This window comes from Frankia sp. CcI49 (genome assembly GCF_001983215.1).
Taxonomy (GTDB): domain Bacteria; phylum Actinomycetota; class Actinomycetes; order Frankiales; family Frankiaceae; genus Parafrankia; species Parafrankia irregularis.
In genome coordinates this window covers 238,031-257,543 of the sequence record NZ_MOWP01000029.1, presented here as the reverse complement: position 1 = coordinate 257,543, position 19,513 = coordinate 238,031, and the positions used below count along the sequence as shown (strand labels likewise).

The following is a 19,513-nucleotide window of genomic DNA, read 5'->3' as shown; positions in this document are numbered from 1 at the left end:
CACCTGCACCTGCACCGGTTGCCCCATTTGTCGAATATCCCTCCGTGGACGAGACGGCCCCAGCCGGCAGCCGTCCGGCTCTCTTCAGGGGAACGAGCGAGCACCCGGGGGAATGCCGGTTGACCCCGCCGCGGCGCCAGAAAAGGGGTTACCGGACGAAGCCACCTCGACCGGGAGAGTGATGCGCCGCCGGCATGGGCCCTTGTAATGATCTCCGGAACGGAAAAGGGCCGGCGGGCGTAGCCCAATTCGCGAACCGACCGACGTTCGCCGCTGTAGGGGCACCTGACCGGAGCGTCACCCGTATCACCTGCCCCGGGCATTCTCGGCGGTTGACCAGAAGTCGCCCATGTCAGTCGTGTCTGTCAGGCATCGTGCTTGTCAGGTATCACCCAGGTCAGGCAGCACGAACAGGCGGCGGGACGACGGTCACGGACGTCCCCCGAGGGAAAGTCGCTGGCGCTCGGCGCGCAGGCCGACGGCGAGAGCGCCGACGGGTGGGCGCCGGGCCGGGTCCGGGTGCAGGGCGCGCGCCAGCAGATCGTTGAACTCGGCCGAATGGCCCGGCAGCGGCACGTCCGGCGCGGACGCGAGCCCACCGAGAGTCTCCCGGACCAGCGCCGCGACCTGGTGGACGTCCGCCGGTGGCCCGGGACGAGCCCCCAGGCCCCGGATGGGACGCGGGCTCAGGCTGCCGCCCGCCGGCACGGAATGGTGCCAGCGGCCGAGCCCCTGGTGACGTTGCTCGGGTGCCTGCCAGGGGCCGCCCTCGCCGGGGACCTCGGTCAGGCCGAGCAGGCCGAGATCGCGCAGCGCGACGGCCCGCCGGCCGCGGCCGGGGGCGGTGATGACGATCGCGTCGGGGGTCAGGCAGCGGTGCGCCTGCCCCTGCTGGTGCAGTGTCTGCAGGACGAGGCAGAGTTCGGCCGCCGCGGCGAGCGCCCCCGCGGCGGCGATGCGGTCCAGCCCGCCGACCGGCCCGCCCGCGCCGAATCCGCGCACACCGAACCCGCCTGGGACGGGACGGGTACGGGCCGGGCCGCCGCGGGTGACCGCGGAACGGGAGAGGCGGGAGAGGCCGGAGAGGCTCGCCCCGGGGGTGTGGACGTCGCGCCAGGGCCGGCCGGTCGGCGCCGACAGCACCAGCGTCGCCGTGTCGCACCGGGTGAGCGCCTGCCGGTACCTGTGCTCGTGTTCGTACTCGTGTTCCTGCCCACGCCCGGGGCCAGGGCCGTGGCCATGGCCGTCACCGCTGCCGCTGCCGATGCCGCTGCCGTCACCGCTGCCGCTGCCGCTGTCCTCACCGTTGCCGGCCAGGCCGTGCCGGGTGAGCGTGCGCGGCAGCCCGGCGGCGCCGGCGAACTGGTCCAGCAGGTCGGCCTGGGCACGTAGGCCGGCGCGGCGGGCCTCGGCGTCAGCTGTCGGGCGATGTACCTGCAGGTGCCTGATCCGCACCGGCCGGGCCGTCGGCACCAGCTCCCGGGCGTCGGCGTCGTACTGCGCCCAGGACCGGTCCGGCGCGACGGTCTCGGTGACCGGATCATGCAGGAGATAGCAGGCGTGGCCGAGGCGGACCTCCGCTCCCCCGTACCAGCGACCGGCCGCCGGATCAGTCGCGTCGAGCGCCTCGTCGTCGTGGCGGGCACGCAACCGCGGCTGCCCGGTCGGGAGCCGCCTCCCACCGGTCGACGGCCACCCCTCGCCGGTACCGGCCGAGGGCCGTACCTCGCCAGTCGCCGGCTGTGTCTCGCCGGTCGACGTCCGCCGCTCGGCCTGGACGTCGTCGTAGTAAGCACGGCGGATGTCGTCGGTGTCGGGACGCATCAGCAGGGAGCGCAGGCGCGTCTCGTCCCACAGCTCGATGGCGATGTTCATCTCCCGCTGGCGGCCGTCGCGCCAGGCCGTCCAACGCCGGCGGGCTTCCGGCGGAAGGCTCACCGGGACGCACAGCACCCAGCTTTCGATCCCGTAGCCGTTCTCGCGCGCCGCCCGGCAGGCCCGCGCGAAGGAGTGCTCGACGTTGCGCAGCTGGTCGGCGGCCAGGCGGTCGATGACGTAGCGGACCTGCCAGATCCGGACCTGGCTGGTGAGATCGCCGAGGAAGACATCGACGCCCCGGTCGCCCTGGATCGGGGCGACGCCGTGCGCCGGGCCGTGCAGGCGGTCGACGAGTGAGGTCACCATCCGCTCGAACGCGGCCCGGCCGCCCTCGACGCCGAGCCGGGACCGGTGAACGTGGAAGTCGACGGGCCCGCCCCCCGCCGGAAGGTCCACGGCCGCACCCCCTCGCCGATTTCACCGGCTTCACCGAGCCCGGCTACTCCCGGCACAACACGAACTGTCGCCAGCGGACTCTACCCTCGCCGCTTTCGGTGAAAGCGGTGAATAGCGAAAGTCATCGATAGGCGGGCGGGTGCACCGGTCACTGCCCACCAGAATCCCCGGTGCTCCCGGGGAACCGAAACAGTGACGGCTTCCGTTCATGTCGCAACAACGTTTCGTTCCGGCCGCCGTCGCAGATCATCTGCATACTGCCAGCTGCGGGTGGGGCGAGCACGGGGCCGGCGGCGCGTCCCCTTCTCCGAACCGGCCGGTGGAGCGCTTCTTTCATGCACGAGGAAAAGCACGACGCAGCGGTGGCGGACGGGGCGGCGGGCAGGGTGGCAGCGGACGGCCTGCGGGCACTCGACCGGCGGAGCGTTCTGCGCGGATCCGCGGCGGCCGCCGTCGGAACGCTGATGGCACCGGCCTGGCTCACGGCATCCGCCGGCACCGCCGCGGCCGCCTCCACCACGACCACCGGCGCCGCCGAAGGCACAGCCGGTGGAAGCGCAGCCGCCGCGTTCGTCGACGCCTACCGGACGAACACGACCGCGGACCTGACCGCGGCGGGCAACGCGGCCGTGCGGATCCTCGACGGGATGGCGAAGCTGTGGCAGACCGGGACGGCCTGGAACACCGGCAGCCCGCTGCGGCCGGACGTGCTGCGCGAGAACATGCGCTACACCGCCGAGGTGACCCGTCGGCGCACCGACGCGCAGGCCCGTGACGCGTTCATCTACGACCGGCAGCACCAGAGCTACGCCGTGATCGCCGCGCTCGGCCCGCTGGCCGCGCTGTACAAGGAGGGGGCGCTGGCCGTCACCAGCATCACCTCCGCTCCGGACGGCACCCCGCCCGCGAAGATCGACGATGCCGTCCCCGCGGGCGCGCCGGCCGGTTCGGCGATCGGGGCCGGTTCGGTGAGCTCCGCGCTGGGCAACGTCGTCACTCTCGTGAACACGGTGCGCGGCCCGTTCGCGTCCAGTAATCCGAGCAAGTTCAGCTACCTGTACCCGCGCCCGTGGCGGATGACCGAGCGCAGCGAGATCGTCGACACCGGCGCCGTCGACGACCTGGGATTCCCGGTGTACCGCTCGGAGGTGACGGTCGCCGCGCAGCTGTTGCGCCAGCGGTCGACGGTGCCCGCCGAGGACGGCGGTTTCCCCAGCGGGCACACGAACGCCTTCCACCTGGCCGCGCTCGCCCTCGCCTACGCCGTGCCCGAGCGGTTCCAGGAGCTGGTGGCCCGGGCGTACGAGCTGAGCAACACCCGGATCCTCGCCGGTATGCACTCCCCCGTCGACGTGATCGGCGGGCGGATCCTGGCGACCGCACTCGCCGCGGCGACGCTCGGCGACCCGGCCAACGCGGCGCTCAAGGTGGCCGCACGAGCCCAGGCCACGCAGTACTTCACCGGACGGACCGGCACGACCGCCGACACCCTGTTCGCCTACGCGCATACGGCGGCGCCCGGCACCGGCACCGGCACCGGCACCGATGCCTACGCGAGCCGGGAGGCCAACGCCCGCAGGATCGCCCCGTTCTACACGTACATGCTGCGCCGCAGCGGGCCGGACCGGCCGCTGGTCGTCCCGAAGGGCGCCGAGGTGCTGCTGGAGACCCGGCTGCCGTACCTGAGCGCGGACCAGCGCCGCGCGGTGCTACGCAGCACCGCGCTCCCCGGCGGCTACCCGCTGCTGGACGGCACCGAGCAGTGGGGCCGGCTCGACCTGTTCACCGCGGCCGACGGCTACGGCGCCTTCGACGGTGACGTGTCCGCCGACCTGGACGCCTCCCTCGGTGGCTTCCACGCCCACGACACCTGGCGCAACGACATCGGCGGGCGCGGCGGGCTGGTCAAGACCGGCAGCGGCACGCTCGCGCTGACCGGCGCGAACAGCTTCACCGGCACCACCACGGTTCGGGCCGGCACCCTCACCGCCGGTTCGGCTGCGGCGCTCGGCCGCGGCGACGTCCGGGTGGATGGCGGTGTACTGCGGGTCGAAGCCACGAAGACGGTGCAGGTCAGGGGCGACCTCACGCAGACCGGCGGCGCGCTGGAGGTGACGGTGGGRGCCGCGGGAGCTGGGCGCGAGGCGCCGCTGCGGGTCGAGCGGGCGGTTCGGCTCGGCGGCGCGGCGACGTTGACGATCCGGCTGGATCCGGCGGTTCGTTCGCTGCCGCGAGGCTCGGTGCCGGTGCTCACCGCGGCGTCGGTGCGCGGCCGGTTCACCCAGGTGACGGTGCTTGCCGACGGTGTGCGGGCGGTCGTGGAGCACGGCGCCCGCGAGGTCTCGGTGCGGCTTCTCCCGGTCTGAGCCTGGCCCGGCCCCGGCCCCTGCCTGGGCCGGGGCCGGGGCGGTGTCATCCGCCGGTCGAGAAGTCGATCTCGCTGATCGCCACGAAGGTACCCGAGCCATTCGAATGGTCGAAGGTATCGACGATCCACACCCGCGCGATGCGGACATCCCGGCCGGCCACGCCCTTCAGCACCTGCGGTTCACCGCTGTCGCTGAGGTCCTTCGTCCAGCACTGGTCGTCGAGTTGGATCCCGATCTGTTTCGGCTGTGCCTGGACCGGTGCCTCCGGATCGTTCTTGGGCAGGCCGGCCCGGATCGAGACCCGATCCACACGAACCGCGCTGGTGAATCGCAGCACCAGGGTCGCGCTCCGGCCGGCGGTCTTCGGGCAGCTCTCACCGATCTCGGCGGTGGGGTCCCAGGCTGTCATCCAGGCCCGGTTGCGGGATCCGTCCACGGCACGTTGCGCCAGGTAGCCGGGCCGCTCGTCCATCTCCGGATCGACGCGCACCGAGGCGAACTCGTCGATCTCGCGGTAGGAACCCGGCAACACCGTCGAGAGCCGGTCAGCGGCCCAGCTCCGGGTGGTGGTGCTGGCCGATGCCAGCACCACTGCGATGAGGGCGACCACCAGCGTCGTCCGGAAGGCAACGACCCGTAGCGCGAGCGGTCGGCTGTAACCGGACCGCCCGGTCGCGGCGCGGCGCATCTCCCGGTCGAACCTGCGCCGCTCGCCGGCCCGTTCGAGGCTCGAGCCGAGCCCCCGCGACGGGACGGGCGCGGCGGCGGGCCGTGGGTCGTCCGGCCGCAGGTCGGACTGCGCGGGAACCAGCATCTGGCCGCAGCGGCAGAAGCGGCTCTGCGGCGGGCTCTCTCGCCCACAGTGGCAGCGTACCGGCGCGTCGGCCAGGCCGGAATCGCTCGGGAGCACGCGTGGGGCGGCCAGCGACTGGGAGGACGTCGCGGAGGACGTCTCCTCGCCGGGATGCCCACCACGACTTCCGTGCAGGGACGATTCGCCGGCGGCGTCGGTGCCGAGGAGCTGGGTGATGGGGATGGGTGTCAGGCCGTCGGGACGTGTGCCCCGACCGATCCGGATACGCCCCTGCGGTGTGCGCGAGGCCCCTGCCGGCGCGCCCGGCAGGCGGGGGGACCGATCCTGCTGACTGGCGCCGGGGCCGGCCGGAGGTGATGACATTGTGGTCTCCGGCCCCGGCCCCGGCCTCACCTCGTAAGCGGACCCGGTGCCCGCCCACCCGCCGTCGCGCTGAAGGTTGCGCGGAGCAGGACCAGGAGCCGGGGCGGGGGCTGGCGGCGGTTCCGCCCGAGGATGCCGCGCATTCGCGGCATCTGCCGGATTTGCGGGACCACCGCCCTCGCCTGACCGGGCAGCGCGCCCGGCCAGGCGCACCGCACCCGGACTGTCGGCCCGCGGCTGGGAGCCCTCGCCCCGCGCGGACCAGAGAATCCGACCGCACCCGGCGCAGAACTCGGCCGCGCTGTCGTTCCCCCGATGGCAGTGCGCACAGGTGGTCACCGAAGGAYACCCCAGCCGCCGACCGCACCCCGGTACCCGGAGAGCAGGTCGTCGTGCCGGTCGACGGCGACAAGCTCGGGATCGGTGCCCTCCGTCAGGTCGACGTACGCCGCCGGGTCGGCCAGGCCGGCGAACAGGCCGTACCCGTCCAGCGGACGGCCGTCCGCCCCGGTGACCTCGACCTCGAGGACCGCCGACCTCGACGGCCCGCCACCGCTGTGACCGGCCACCACCGCCACCACCTGCCCGACGCGGACCCGGGAACCGCTCTCGACCAGCGCACGGACCCCGGCGAACCGGTATTCGCGGCCGTCATCCCCTCGCAGCGCCAGCTGCGATTCCGGTGGCGGCCAGGTGGTGACCGCACCGGCCACCACGGCGTGCACGGGTTCCTCGGCGCGGGCCGGGATCCGAACCGCTCGCCCAGTGCTGGGCGCCACCAGCAGGGCGCCCGACAACGGCTGGCACCGAGGTCCGCTGCACGGCTGCGGCTGCGACTGCGACTGCGGCTCTGGCTGCGACTGCGGCTCTGGCTGTGGCTCTGGCTGTGGCTCGGCGCGGTTCGGTGAGCGCGCGGGGGACGGCGCCGACGGCCGGTCTCCGGGGTTCCGCTCCTGCGGCGGCCCGTCCGGCCGATGTGACCAGGCTGGCCCGCCCACCGGGCTCGACCCGCCCGCCCCGGTCCGGACAGGGGGCGAATCAGCGGACGCAGGGACGAGGCCCGGTTCCGAACCGGGATCCGCGCAGCCCTGCGCAACCTCCGCTTCCTCCGCCGGGTAGGAAGCGAACAGCGCCGAAAGTCGGTCATTGTCGTCCCCCCGCGGACCACTCGCCGTGACGTCGGCCCCCATCCGGCATCTCCCCCGTAATCACGAGTGGTGCGCGCGGCGTCACAGCGCATTCCGGACGGCGGCCGCACCTTGTATCGGCAACGGTATACCGCACGCACCGGCCACCCATCCGAAATAGTGCGTTGTTCCACGATGCCGGGATTGGACGAAGTCCACGCCCCGCCGGTCAGGAACCATGTCGGGCGGGATGGTGCAGTGCTACCAGGAGCACCACGTTTCTCGAACTGTTCGAACGAAAGGTGCGAGTTGGTGGCCGCAACCTCGGGTGCCACGACCTCGGGTGCCACGGCCTCGGGTGCCACGGTCTCACCGAACCGTCATCCGCCACCAGCATCCTTGCGTACGAGCAAGTTCTCCACATCGGCGCCCCGCACCCCAGCCGCACAGCTCCCCCGACCCGGACTCCCTCGACACCGCACCGACCTCGGATGATCTGTCTGGTCCGCCGCCTCGACAGGTTTGCTTATCCGCTTCTGGCAAACCACCGAGAATCACCCGCCGGCCGGCCCACCCGGCCTGCAACGTCGCATCCACAGAAAGGGACCACCTGGCGACCACCAGCACTGCAATAGTAGCGATGTCTCGGCCGGCGCGGACGCCGGTGCAGACAATGGCGTCAGGCCGGCGTATGGGCGCGGAAAGCGCCGGCCTGAAGGAACGCGGGGGGCGATGCGTCGCAGCATGGGCGTGTGCAGGTACGGCTGGCCGATGTTCAGGCCCGGCCAACGTCGGAGGGCGCTGTGACGGCTGAGAGCGCGCCGCCGCGGGTCATCCCGGCACGATTTCGTCCACCGCCGGCCGCGAGAATGCGCCGGGAACGCCTGACCAGGGAGTTCGCCGGCTCGCCCGCCTACCGCGTCGGCCTCGTGGTCGCTCCGGCCGGAGCGGGGAAGTCCACACTCCTGGCCGAGATCGCCCAGCACCTGCGCCATCCCACCGCCTGGCTGACACTCGATGATCGGATCGGCACCAGCGGTGCGTTCCTCGCCCATCTCCAGGCAGCCGTCAGGAACGCGAGCCAGCCGGCAGCGACACAGGCCTCCCCGGCGGCACAACACACCCCGGCGGCGCGGGCGCCCTCGGCGGAGGGCACGACCCGCGCCGGCCAGGCCACCGAGCGGCCCTGGACCGACATCGAGATGGCGATCACTGATCTCGAACAGCGGCTGCGGAGCGATCTGCTGATCGTTCTCGACGACCTGCACACGGTTCAGGGCCAGCCGGCCGAGGCCGCGGCGCAGACCTTCCTCGACTACCTGCCGTCCCACGTGCGGGTGCTCGTCTCCGCCCGGTGGCGTCCCGATCTCGACCTGCACCGGCTCCGGCTTGCCGGGCGGATCCTGGAGCTGGACGCGGACGCGCTGCGGTTCCGCGTCTGGGAGGTCGAGGAGCTGTTCCGGGACTGCCATGGGGTCCGGCTTCGTCCCGACGAGGTCGCCGCACTCACCCGCAGCACGTCCGGCTGGGCCGCCGGGCTGCAGCTGTTTCACCTGGCCACGTCGGGGCGCCCGCAGCGTGAGCGGGCCCGGATCCTCTCCGGGCTGGCCAAGGCCAGAGTCGTCCGGGAGTACCTGACCACCCACGTCCTGGACACGGTCCGCCCGGAGGAGCGGGACTTCCTCATCCGGACCTGTGTCTTCGACCGGCTCACCGACCGGCGCTGCGATGACCTGCTCGGCCGCACGGGCAGCGACGCCCAGCTCGCCGGCCTGGAACGCCGCGGGCTTTTCACCGTCGTCGACGATGACGGGATCAGCTATCGCTACCACGAGGTCCTGCGGATGCACCTGCTCGCCCAGCTCGTCGACGAGCTCGGCGAGGCCGGCGCGAACGAGATACACCACGCGGCGGCCACCCTGTGTGAACGCGACGGAGCTTTGAGTGAGGCAGTGCTGTGTTACTGCCGATGCGGCGACTGGAACCAGGTCCGGCGGCTGCTCGAGCAGGGCGGCGAACGGCTGGCGGAGGATCCGGCCGACTGGTTCGAGCTGCTTCCGCCGTCGATTCGGGACTCCGACCCGTGGGTGCTGCTCGCGGTGGCACGCCGGCTGACCGCGAACGGATCACTGAATGCCGCGGCCGACGCCTACCGGGGCGCCGTCGCCGCCTTCGGCCCGCAGGCCCCCGTCTGGGTTGCCCGGGAGCAGGCCGGCCTCGACGACTGGCGCCATCCGGCTTTGCGGCGGACGACGAGCTGGAGCGGGATGATCCGGAAGGTGCTGGAGGATCCCGGTGCCCACATCGACCGCCCGGCCGACAGCCCGCACGCCCTGCTCACCAGCGGGATCGCCGCCTTCGTCGGCGGCCGGATCCCGCTGGCACGCCGCCGGTTCGACCTGATCACCGACGGAGCCGACGGAGCCGACGGAGCAGGTGGAGCTGGAGGAGCCGGTGGAGGCCCGGTCGTCGAGGCTGTCGCCGCGATCGGCAGCGCCGCCTGCGCCATGCTCATGGCGGACGAACGAGTCCAGCCGGACGACCGCGGAGGCAGGACGCCGGACGACGTCGTCGACGCGGCGATGGCAGCCGCCGAGCGGCTCGGCTATCCGGCCTTCCTGCGGGTCGCGACCGGTATCCGGGCGATGCGCCTGCCTACCGGGCACCGCCGCGTCCTGCACCTGCTCAACGCCGCCGAGGTCGCCGATGACCAGTGGGGTGCAGCGATACTCCGCCTGATCGGCGCGCTCGTCACGCTGACCGCGCCTCCCAGCGCTGACGACGGGGCCGACGCGGGGAGCGAGCAGGCCCTCGCCGCCCTCGCCCTGGCGGCCTCGGTGCGCCACCCGGCCATCGGCGGGCTCGGCGAAACGGCGCAGGCCCGCACGCGCGCCAGGCCGACCGGATCGTGGGCCGCCCAGCAGGCGGCGGCGACGTTGGAGACCGCAGCGCGGGACTTCGACGAGCTCTCCGCGCCGGCACTGGCCACCTGGGCCCGCGTCCTGCGACTGATCGCGGGACGCCACACCGGAACAGCGCTGCCCGAACGGGAGACGGCGCGGACCGTGCGGGCGGCGGCCCGCATCGGCCCAGCCCCGTACGCGCTCGCGCTGGCCGGCAGCGCACCGTCGCGCGGCGCCGGCCACCTGCCCGACGGGCCCGGTCACGCCTCCGCGGACGAGATGGCCGCCCGGATCGCGGCCGACGCCGGTATCGGCCCCCTGCTCCGCCGGCTCACCGGGGCGCACGACGAGCACGGGGGCACCCCCACCGACGTCGTGCGCCCGGCCGTCGGCCCGCCAACACCCGCGACGAACACGACCGCCGACCGGCCGGCCAGAAACCAGCCAGCCGCCGAGCGGCCAGCCGCGGACCAGCGCGCCGCGGTCGAGCCCGGGCCGCCGAACCCGCGGACCGCAGCCGCGGGCCGGCTGACCATCCGTTGCCTGGGCGGCTTCGAGATCAGCCGCGGTGGCACGGCGATCAGCCTCGACGGGGTGCAGCCACGCAACCTCGAGCTTCTCCACATCCTCGCGGTCCACGCGGACCGTGCCGTATCCCGGGACCGGCTCACCGAGCTGATCTGGCCGGACGCATCACCCAGCCGCGCCAACCACAGTCTGCAGGTGGCCATCAGCGCGCTGCGCGGCCTGCTGGAGCCGGACGTACCACGAGAACAGCGCCGGCTGCTGCGCCGCGCGGGCCAGGGGTACCTGCTGGTCGTCACCGACCACGCCGACCACGATCTTCTCCGGTTCGGGCAGCTGCTCACCGCGGCGGACGAGGCCCGCCAGCGCGGCGATCGCGAAACCGAGGCCGACCGCCTGATGACGGCGATCGAGCGCCACGGCGGTGAGCTGCTTCCGGCCGGCCGTCCGACGGACTGGTTGCTGACCGAGCGAGAACGCCTTCGCGTCGTGCTCGCCACCGCCTGCGAGCGGGTCAGCCGCCTCCTCACCGAGGCCGGTCGGCACGCCGAGGCCGCTCGGCTCGCCGAGCGCGGGCTCGACGTCGACCGGTACCGGGACGGGCTCTGGCAGGTGCTGGCACTCGCCCTGCGCGCAGGCGGGCAACCGGCCGCGGCCGCGCTGGCCGAGGTCCGCTACCGCTCGATGCTCGCCGAGCTGGGGGTCAGCGACGGTCCCGGCGACGGTTCCGGCGGCGGCGGCGGTCGGTGACCAGCGGCGTCAGCCGGTCTCGATCCGGTGTGGGACGTGCGCGGGTTTCGCACCGCGCACCGCCGCCTCCACCGCGCGCAGGTCGGCGTCGCGCGGCACCCGCACCCGCAGCAGCGGCGCCCGGCTGCCCGGCGGGATCCCGTACGGGCGCGGCGACCACTGCGTCCCTCCGCTGTCGATGACCTCGGCCTCCACCTCGGCCAGCACCCTGACGGCGGCGATCACCCCACGCACGGTGCCCCGCCAACGCAGCAGCTCCGGGGTGTGCCGCAGCACCCTTCGGACGTGCTCCGGTGGCCACCGGTCGTCCACCGCGACGCCGAGCCAGCCGGCAAGCCAGCCGAGGAAGTCCGCCGGGGTCAGATCCGGGTCGAGGTAGGCGTCGATGTTGTCGATCGTGGCCAGTGCCGGTGCGAGCACCTGGTCGAACGCGGCGAGCAGATCCCCGAGCGCACCTGCTTCGAGCAGCACTCCCGGCACTCCGCGGGCCAGCGGGAACGGCGTCGGCAGATCGGCGGCCTGCCTCATCGGATGACATCCACCTGATGCTCGAAACCGATCACCAGGCCGTTCGCCGGCACATCGATCCGCTCTGTGCGGACGGGCCGCTGCTCCGCGGCCGGCGAGTTGGCCCGGGCGATCGGGTTGGCCCGGTAGAGCCGGACCTCCTCCAGGTAGGCGACACCGGGCACCGCCTGGAGCACACCGTGGATGTCGCCGATGGTGACTGCCCGGCCGAAGGGCCATCCGGTGCCGTCCGGCCCTCCGGTGACCGGGTGCAGGCGCCGGTGCAGCAGGCGAAGCGCCTCGTCGCGCACCTGCTCGGGGGCCGCCGTGGCGGTTGCCCGCACCCGGGCAGCGACGGTGAAGCCCAGGTAGATCGGGGGTTCCACGACGAGGCGCACCCCGATGACCCGGCGGGCGTCGAGGTAGCGCCGCACCGCCTCACCGGTGCGGTCCGAGACGAGGAGCCCGGTGGGGTCGAGCTGGCCGTCGGCGGCGACGTCGGCGACCCGCGGGACGAGCAGCACGCGCACCACACCCGCGTTCTCGCCGGACTCGTCGACGACGCAGCGCGCCCGGGCGATCTCCGGCGCGGCCTGGCGGGCGAGGATCTCGTAGTCCTCCGTGGTCACCGCGCGGTCGCGGTGGCGCAGTGTCAGTGGGCCGCGAACCCTGGCCTCCTCCACGGTCTCCCCGTCCTGGCCGCCGGCGGCCGGCTCCCGGTTGTAGACCGCCGCCACGTAGGGGATGGAGGTGCGCAGGGTGTTGAGCGACCGGGCCACCACGTTGCCGTCGCGCCCGCCGCCGGTCTGGTAGGGACGAACCCGCACGGTGGCGCCCTTCGCCGGCACCGCGCCAAACGTGCGCACCGTGCCGTCGGCCAGCCGGACCAGCGGCCCGAAGCGGATCTCCCCGGAAGTCGGATCCACGGTGACGTGGCGGTCGGCGGGCCCGCTGGCCGCGAACGACTCGACGGCCTCCCACACCGTCCATTCGAGCTCCGGGGCAGGCTCGGGCAGCGCCTCGGGAGCATCGCCCGGGGCCCGCCGGGCGGCGCCGACCTCGACGACGATCGGCTCCGAGGTCGTCGGCACCGGCGCCTGGCTGAGGGTGAACGCCTGCCCGGCCACCCCTTCGGCGAGCCCGAGGATCTCACCGGGTACCTGCGCCCCGTGCACGGCGTCGACATCTCCGCCGACGGCCATGCCGGTCACCGACACGATCTTCGGCGAATCCCGGTAGCCGCGCACGCCTCGGCGCTCGACGACCCGGCAGCGCACCCAGGCCGCGGACCGCCCGCCGATGTCCCGGACGGCATGGCCGCGGGGCAGATGGAGTTCGATCACACCGGAGGTGTTCAGGCCGTTGGTGGTGTCCTGTTCCTGCGGGCACCGACGCCACCGCTCGCCGTCCCAGGCCTCCCAGCGCAGCGGCGGGTTGTCCGGGTCGATGCCGTGCCCGCTGACCGTGCAGGCGAAACGCAGCAGGACGATCAGCGACGGGGCCGGCCGGTCGAAGCCGATGTACAGCGCGTCGCCCGGCTTCGGGTGCTGGTCGAAACAGGCGAACCCGGTGCCCAGGCCGAGCTCCTCGGTGTGGTCACGCCACGTCTGGCCGTCGATGACGGACCCGACCCGTACCGAGCGGGCGGGCACCACGTCGAGGTCGACCATCGTGGTGAACTCGATGGCCGGCTCGGTGGCGGTACGCCGGGTGGAGACGACGGTCCCCTTCGGGATGCGCACCGTGGCGTCCTGCGGCGCGGACAGCCGGAACGACACCTCGGCCCGCGCGGCGACCGGCGGGAACAGCCGGACCCCGACGAGGTCGAGGAAGCGCAGGTAGTTGCGCTCGGGGACCCGGTTGAGCCGGTACAGCATCAGGTCGGTCATCCAGGCGAAGGTCTCGACGAGGGTGATGCCCGGATCGCTGACGTTGTGGTTCGTCCACGTCGGGCAGCGATCGGCGATGAAGCGCTTGGCGTCGTCGACGAGCTGCTGGAAGGTGCGGTCGTCGAGATTCGGTGCCGGCAGGGTCATCGGAGGGCCTCCGTCTCGTCGTCGGGGATCACGTAGAACGGGACGACGAGGTTGCGCCGGTCGTAGTCGTCGCGGATCCGGTAGGCGATGTCGATCCACAGCGTCGACGCGGCGACGTCCGGCGTGACCACGACCTCGAGGACCTCGACCCGCGGCTCCCACCGGGTGAGCGAGCGCTGCACCTCGTAGGCGATCAGACCGGCCGTGTTCGCGTCGGCCGGCGCGAACACATGGTCGGCGAGCGGGCACCCGAACTCCGGGCGCATCGGCCGTTCCCCCGGGGTGGTGCTGAGGATCAGGTACATGGCCTGCTCCACCTCGGCGGCGCCCGTCGTCATCGCGAACGCGCCGGCCGCGTCGACCGCCACCGGCCAGCGCCACCCGGCTCCGAGGAAGCCACCCGCCGCGGGGCCCACCGGCTGCACCGTCATGGCCCCACCAGCACCGTCGCGCCCGAACCGACGATCATGGCCGTCATCTGCGCGCACTGGGTGACCGGGCAGCCCGAGTAGGCCACGCCGCGCCCCTCGACGCGGACGGTGCCGCTGCCGGAGAGCACCCGGCCCTGCTGTGTGGCCGGCACAAGGTAGGGATCGGAGACATGCAGGCCGACGTGCGGCGGCAGGTTCGTGCCCGTGGACGACTCCAGCGCCACCGGCTTCCCGCCGACGAACACGGTGGCGGAAAGACCCATGGTCAACGGCGCCGAGAACGGCAGCGGCGCCGGTGAGAGGATCGGGGCACCGGCGGGCCCCGGTATCTGGTGGACCGCGCACATACCGGTGATCTTGTCCCCGGCGACGACGACGGGAGCGCTCACCGAGTCACCTCCCTCACGCCGATCTCGGATTCGTCCATCTCGCCTGCCGCCCGTGGCCCGCGAGGTCAGTTCAACTTGATCTGGGAGCCCTGCACCGTGACGTCGGCGCTGCTGGTCACCGCGACGCCGCCGTCCGCCGACAGCGATGCCGAGCCACGCGCGGAGATCTCCAGATCCCCGTTGGCGGTCATCCGCAGATTTCCCCCGGCCCGGATCTCCACGTCGGAGTCCGTCTCGACGGTCAGCCCACCGGCGTCGTGGTCGAGACGGATCCGGACCCGGCCGTCCCGGGTGCGGATCTCGACGTGCTCGTCACCGTCGGCGTCGCTGATCATGATTTCGTGGCCCTGGCGGGTCCGCAGCCCGCGGCGCACCGCCAGGCCCGTGGCGGTGTCGACCCCGCCCTCGAACGGCGGCGCGTCCACCCCGTTGTAAAGGCCGGCGAGGACGAAGGGGCGGCGGGGATCGCCCTGCTCGAAGGCGACCAGCACCTCGTCGTCGACCTCCGGCGGGATGAGCAGGCCGCGGTCCGGGCCGGCGCCGGCGAACGCGACCCGCGCCCAGTACGTCTCGTACTCGGCGGACAGCCAGGGCAGGCGGACCCGCACCCGGCCCCGCGCCTCCGGATCGTTGATGTTGGAGACGATGCCCGGCACCACCCCGGGGATCGTCGGGTTGCCTCCTCGTGCGCCGCCCGCCGCGGCGACCAGGCCGAGCAGCGAACGGTCATGCCCACCCGCGACGGTGAAACGGGTCCGGTAGCCGGAATGGTCGAAGACATGCTCGGCGTGTGAGACCGTGAGCTTCCCGTCGAAACGGCCACCGGTGCGCCCGACGCTGAGCGCCACACCGGCGAGGATGCGCGGGTCGCCGTGGGCCACCCCCTCCGCGGCCGCCGAGGTACTGGCGATCCGCTCGGCGAGCGCGGCGACCATCGCGTCGCATTCGGCCTGGGTCGCCAGCGGCCTTGCCGCGGCGGTGAAGCGGGCGTTGGCGTTCCCCGCGCCGAGCGTCGCCGGCTCGTCGGGAAGCTGTGCCGAACTCGTCCGTGCCCGGGCCGTCGCCACCACCTCCTGCTTGGCCCGGTCGTCCCAGCCGCGAACCTCCACCTCGGTGACCTGCTGGGCCGCGGTCACCCGGGCGGTGAACACCTCCAGGTCACCACCCGGGGTCAGCTGCAGATGGTCCCGGCTGTCGAAACCACCGGGGCCCGGCGCCTCGTCGGCCGGGGCCGGCCGGTCGAACTCGAGCCGGTTCCCGCGGACCCGCAGCACGTAGCCGATCTCACGGGCGCGCCGGGTGAGGAAATCCCAGTACGTCTCGCTGATCTGCCCGACGTGGTCGTGCACGACGGAGGTCGCCGCGATCGTCCCGGTCTCGATCCCCGCCTTCCCGGCGATCATGGAGACGAGATCGGAGTCGGTGACGTTGTGGTAGGTCGCGGTGTGGACGCCGTTGAACAGCGCGTACGAGCTGTCGAACGCGACGATCACGGTGTGTGAGCCGAGCTCGTCGTAGGAGATCCCGAGGCTGTAGACGCGCCCCTCGAACAGGGTCGTCTCGGCCGCGGCGCCCGTCGGGTCGGCTGCCGGCGGCGCGGTGACCCGCAGCGTCTTGTGGAAGTCGAACCCGCCGACGGTGAGCAGCTCACGGCCCGGATCGTCGAGGACCACCCGGCAGGCGTCCGGCGCGGCGAGATCGCTGTCGATGACCACCCGGCGGATCGCGGTGACGACCGCGGGTGGCACCCTGGCCGAGTCGAGGTAGAGAACGGGCAGCGCCCCGTAGGTCTCCGCCGCCATCACCGACCACCCCGCCGGCCCGGCCCGGGCGTGAGGTCGGCGCGGTCCGGCAGCAGCAGCCGGGCGCCGGAGGTCAGCCGGGTCGGATCGTCGAGCCCGTTGAGCTCCGCGATCGCCCGCCAGCAACCGGCGTCGCCGTAGGTGCGGTACGCGATGCCGGCGAGGGTCTCGCCGTCGATCACCCGGTGGGCGCGGCGCGCGCTCACCCCGCCCGAGGTCGGATTGGTCCCCTTCGGCTCCTCCGGGACAGCCCTCATCGCCAGCGACACCTCGGCCCTGGTGGGCGCCCCGCTCGGCGCGAACAGGTTGCAGGTCGCGTCGACGCTGGTGAGCAGGCCGATGAACTGGCCGCTGGCGCCGAGCTTGAACTCACCCCAGGTGAACATCAGCACCGGCGGGCTCGGTGACGTCCCCTCACGCGAATCCCTGGTCGGGTTCGTCCACTCCAGCAGCTGCTGGATCTCGGCCAGCACCGATCGGTCCTGCCCGCGGCCGGCATCGAGCAGGAGACTGAACTGGAGATCGGCGGCCCGGGCGCCGAGGAAGGTCGGACGGGACGACTCCCGGGCCGCCTGCGTGGGCTGCTCCCGGTACTCCGCCCGTTTCCCGATCTTGATCGTGGACGGGTTGAAATGGAAGGTCACCCGCGTGTTCTGGTTGTCCTGCTCGCACAGCCGGGCCCTGACGAAACTCCCGCGCGCCGGGCTCACCGCCCGATCACCGGCCCGGCCACTGCGCCCGGAACCCCTGGTGGGCGAACTCCAGGGTCTCCGTCGCCACCTTCGCGTCGGCGCTGGAGAAACGCGGCCCCGAATAGCGGACCGGGCACACCCCGACCATCGTCCACTCGGCGATCCGGCGCAGGTTGTCATCGAACGCGGTGATCGTGGCCGTCGTCTCCCGCCCGTCGCCCTCCCGCGCGAAGGTGCTGAACCAGCCGCTGAGGTTGYGGCTGTCCGCGTCGATCGGCCGGGTCAGCTTGACGTTCTGGTAATGGACGCGCCCGAGGAGCTGATGCTGGAAGCCGTTCTGGCCGCCCTCGTCGTAGGTCTTGATCTCGTAGCTGGCATCCAGGCCCTCGATCGCGGTGAAGGCACCGAGCTCGAACGCGCCGATGGTCACGTCGAAACGCAGCCCGTTGGCCGGCCCAGGCCTGGATGGCCGGGGTCTGGCCGGCACGGGTCTGGCCGGTACGGGCATCGGAGTCCTCCTCTGCTGCAGTGACGACGACGCGGCGTTCACAGCGGGTCCGCCAACAGGCCGCGACGTTCCCGGTCGGCGAGCAGTTCGGCGCGTAGCCGACGGGCCAGATACTCGTAGATCCGCTCGGCGAGCCCGGCGATCTCGGCATCCGGAATCCGCCCACCGCTCCCGCTCCCGGTCCCGGCTGTGGCGCCCGCGGCTCCGGCTCCCACTCCGGCTCGGGTTCCGGCTCCGGCAGGTTCCGAGGCTGCCGGCTGCTCGTCCGCCGTCGCCCTGGCCACGTTCGGCGCGGATGCGCTGAACCTGGTGACCAGCGTGGATGGCGCGGCCGCCGGCGGCAGGGATGCATCGGCGGCCGACTCGGGCTCCCGCGACACGGCGATCTGCTCCGGGTGGAGCGACCGGGCTGGCTGGAGCGCCGGGAAGGGCTGGAACGCTGGGAGCGGCCGACGTTGAAGGGGCTGATGCGCCGGCCCGGCCGGATCCGATGCCACCCCCGCAAGGCGTGCCACGGACGGTGCCGACAACGGAGCAGGCGCCTGCGCGGGCCCAGGCGGGCGCCCCCACGCCGGAACGATCACGGGTGGCGTTCGGCCGGCACCGTCGGCACCGTCCGACGCGGACCCTGCGGAGGCAGCACCCCCCCATCCGAACGAAGGCGACGTGCCAGGGCCACCACCGCGCTCGGCCGGCGCGGACCACACCGTGTCGGCCGGGCCGCCGGAACGGGGCGGATCGGAGACACCGCTGTCTGCCCGCGCCGCGGCACGAGCCACCCGCTGGACGCGCGGAACCAGCGGGACCGGGCCCGCCAGCGGAGGCTGGACGACACGTGCCACCGGACGGTCCCTCGACGAGGTCGTGGCTCGCTGCTGCGGCGTCCCGCCGGTGGCCCTGCCCGCCATTCCCGTCAGGTCCGCCGGCCCGCTCGAAGCCGCCCGCCAATCCGACTGTGCCCGCCCATCCGACACCGCCCGGCCGTCGGACACCGCCGGCGCCCCCGGCATGGCTGGGAAACCCGGAGGCAGCGGCGGGGCGTCCCGGAACACCGGAGCGTCCGGGGGCGGCACAGCCGGGACGTCCAACGCCGGTGCGACGCCTGGCAGCGGTGGAACGTCCAGATCCGCCGACACGGACGGTGCCGGCGGTCGTCCCACCGATTCCGGTGTGGATGTGGCCGGTGACAGGGGTTCCGCGGACGGGACGACGTCCGTGGAACGCGCCGCCCGGCTCACCGGTGGCACCGATCTGGCGGGTGGCCGCGAGGGCGGTGACAGGAGCTGCTGCTCCGGGAGCCCGGCCCGCCACACGGCGGACGTGCCGCCCGCGCTCTGCGTGGGCGGCGTTCCTCCAGGCGTTGCGGTCAGCTCCGACGGCGACGGAGCGCCGGGCTGCCGCCCACCGCCTCCAGAATCAGACCCGCCAGTGCCACCGCCTCCCGGACTCTCGTTTCCGGGGCCATCGCCTCCAGAGCCGCCGCTTCCGGAGTCGTTGCCTCCGGAGTCGTTGCTTCCGGGATCGACGAGGGGGCGGCGCGAGACCGGCAGGCCGAGGCCGGCCCGGCGGGCAGCCGGACGGCCGCCGGGGCCCGTCCCCTCTGGGGAACGGGTGACTGACGGCGTCTCGATGACCCGACCCCGCCGTGGACGATCATCTCGTGTCGGCCCGATCGGGACACCGAGGCCACGGCGCCCGGCGGGCGCGTCCGGCGATCCCACGCCGGACGGCGCCGCCTCCGTGCTGGCCGACGACGGTGGCGGCGGGTTCGTAGCCGCTCGTGCCACGGGCATGGCCGGCCACCCGCCGGCGTCACTGCCGTGATCGCCGAGACCGAGGTCGCCCCCGCCGCTGCGAGGCATGTCTGACGACAGGCCGTCGTTCTCGGCGGTCGTGCCTTCCCGCGGCTGCGGAGTGCGCGCACCGGCACCGATGATGTCCCCGTCCGCCGCGGTGGCTGGCTGCGGCCGGCGCAGCACACGGACCACCGGGGGCGGCAGCTCGGCGGCAAGGCGCATGGGCT

At 73.4% G+C, this 19,513-nt stretch carries 13 protein-coding genes; 2 read left to right on the top strand and 11 right to left on the bottom strand.

Going from position 1 to position 19,513, the window contains the following annotated elements:
• Positions 1 to 429: 429 nt before the first annotated feature.
• Positions 430 to 2,274, bottom strand: a complete 1,845-nt coding sequence (locus CcI49_RS27060; protein ID WP_076830554.1) for a hypothetical protein — start codon at positions 2,272 to 2,274, stop codon at positions 430 to 432.
• A 335-nt stretch (positions 2,275 to 2,609) separates the two neighbouring features.
• On the opposite strand from CcI49_RS27060, the gene CcI49_RS27055 reads away from it, so the two are divergent.
• Complete coding sequence (locus tag CcI49_RS27055) at positions 2,610 to 4,640, top strand: phosphatase PAP2 family protein (protein WP_076830552.1); 2,031 nt, start codon at positions 2,610 to 2,612, stop codon at positions 4,638 to 4,640.
• A gap of 46 nt (positions 4,641 to 4,686) precedes the next feature.
• Here CcI49_RS27055 and CcI49_RS27050 read toward each other — a convergent pair whose 3' ends face one another.
• Both CcI49_RS27050 and CcI49_RS27045 read right to left on the bottom strand, forming a co-directional pair.
• On the bottom strand, positions 4,687 to 5,820 hold the full coding sequence (locus tag CcI49_RS27050) for a zinc ribbon domain-containing protein (RefSeq protein ID WP_054564450.1): 1,134 nt from the start codon (positions 5,818 to 5,820) through the stop codon (positions 4,687 to 4,689).
• Positions 5,821 to 6,155: 335 nt separating this feature from the next.
• On the bottom strand, positions 6,156 to 6,545 hold the full coding sequence (locus CcI49_RS27045) for a hypothetical protein (protein ID WP_076830549.1): 390 nt from the start codon (positions 6,543 to 6,545) through the stop codon (positions 6,156 to 6,158).
• 1,205 nt (positions 6,546 to 7,750) lie between these two features.
• Between CcI49_RS27045 and CcI49_RS27035 the strand changes: the two genes are divergently transcribed.
• Positions 7,751 to 11,125 (top strand): winged helix-turn-helix domain-containing protein, encoded by a 3,375-nt coding sequence (locus CcI49_RS27035; RefSeq protein WP_241840256.1) that lies wholly within the window; start codon positions 7,751 to 7,753, stop codon positions 11,123 to 11,125.
• A 9-nt stretch (positions 11,126 to 11,134) separates the two neighbouring features.
• On the opposite strand, the gene CcI49_RS27030 is transcribed toward CcI49_RS27035, so the two are convergent.
• The 8 genes from CcI49_RS27030 to CcI49_RS42225 all read right to left on the bottom strand — a co-directional run bounded on the left by CcI49_RS27030 (position 11,135) and on the right by CcI49_RS42225 (position 17,870).
• The gene (locus tag CcI49_RS27030) at positions 11,135 to 11,653 is read right to left on the bottom strand and encodes a phage tail protein (protein WP_054564454.1); all 519 of its coding nucleotides are present in this window, start codon (positions 11,651 to 11,653) and stop codon (positions 11,135 to 11,137) included.
• Positions 11,650 to 13,668: a putative baseplate assembly protein gene (locus tag CcI49_RS27025; protein ID WP_076830539.1), complete on the bottom strand. Its 2,019-nt coding sequence runs from the start codon at positions 13,666 to 13,668 to the stop codon at positions 11,650 to 11,652. Before CcI49_RS27025 ends, CcI49_RS27030 begins: the two co-directional genes overlap by 4 nt.
• The gene (locus CcI49_RS27020; RefSeq protein WP_054564456.1) at positions 13,665 to 14,099 is read right to left on the bottom strand and encodes a GPW/gp25 family protein; all 435 of its coding nucleotides are present in this window, start codon (positions 14,097 to 14,099) and stop codon (positions 13,665 to 13,667) included. The genes CcI49_RS27025 and CcI49_RS27020 overlap by 4 nt, the downstream gene beginning before the upstream one ends.
• Positions 14,096 to 14,488: a PAAR domain-containing protein gene (locus tag CcI49_RS27015; protein WP_054564457.1), complete on the bottom strand. Its 393-nt coding sequence runs from the start codon at positions 14,486 to 14,488 to the stop codon at positions 14,096 to 14,098. The genes CcI49_RS27020 and CcI49_RS27015 overlap by 4 nt, the downstream gene beginning before the upstream one ends.
• A gap of 65 nt (positions 14,489 to 14,553) precedes the next feature.
• The gene (locus CcI49_RS27010) at positions 14,554 to 16,290 is read right to left on the bottom strand and encodes a VgrG-related protein (protein WP_076830536.1); all 1,737 of its coding nucleotides are present in this window, start codon (positions 16,288 to 16,290) and stop codon (positions 14,554 to 14,556) included.
• Positions 16,290 to 17,000, bottom strand: coding sequence for a LysM peptidoglycan-binding domain-containing protein (locus CcI49_RS27005; RefSeq protein ID WP_235497529.1), 711 nt, complete (start codon positions 16,998 to 17,000; stop codon positions 16,290 to 16,292). Before CcI49_RS27005 ends, CcI49_RS27010 begins: the two co-directional genes overlap by 1 nt.
• Before the next feature lie 7 nt (positions 17,001 to 17,007).
• Positions 17,008 to 17,490: a phage tail protein gene (locus tag CcI49_RS27000; protein WP_083749736.1), complete on the bottom strand. Its 483-nt coding sequence runs from the start codon at positions 17,488 to 17,490 to the stop codon at positions 17,008 to 17,010.
• Positions 17,491 to 17,528: 38 nt separating this feature from the next.
• Positions 17,529 to 17,870 (bottom strand): hypothetical protein, encoded by a 342-nt coding sequence (locus CcI49_RS42225; RefSeq protein WP_083749735.1) that lies wholly within the window; start codon positions 17,868 to 17,870, stop codon positions 17,529 to 17,531.
• Between the last annotated feature and the right edge of the window lie 1,643 nt (positions 17,871 to 19,513).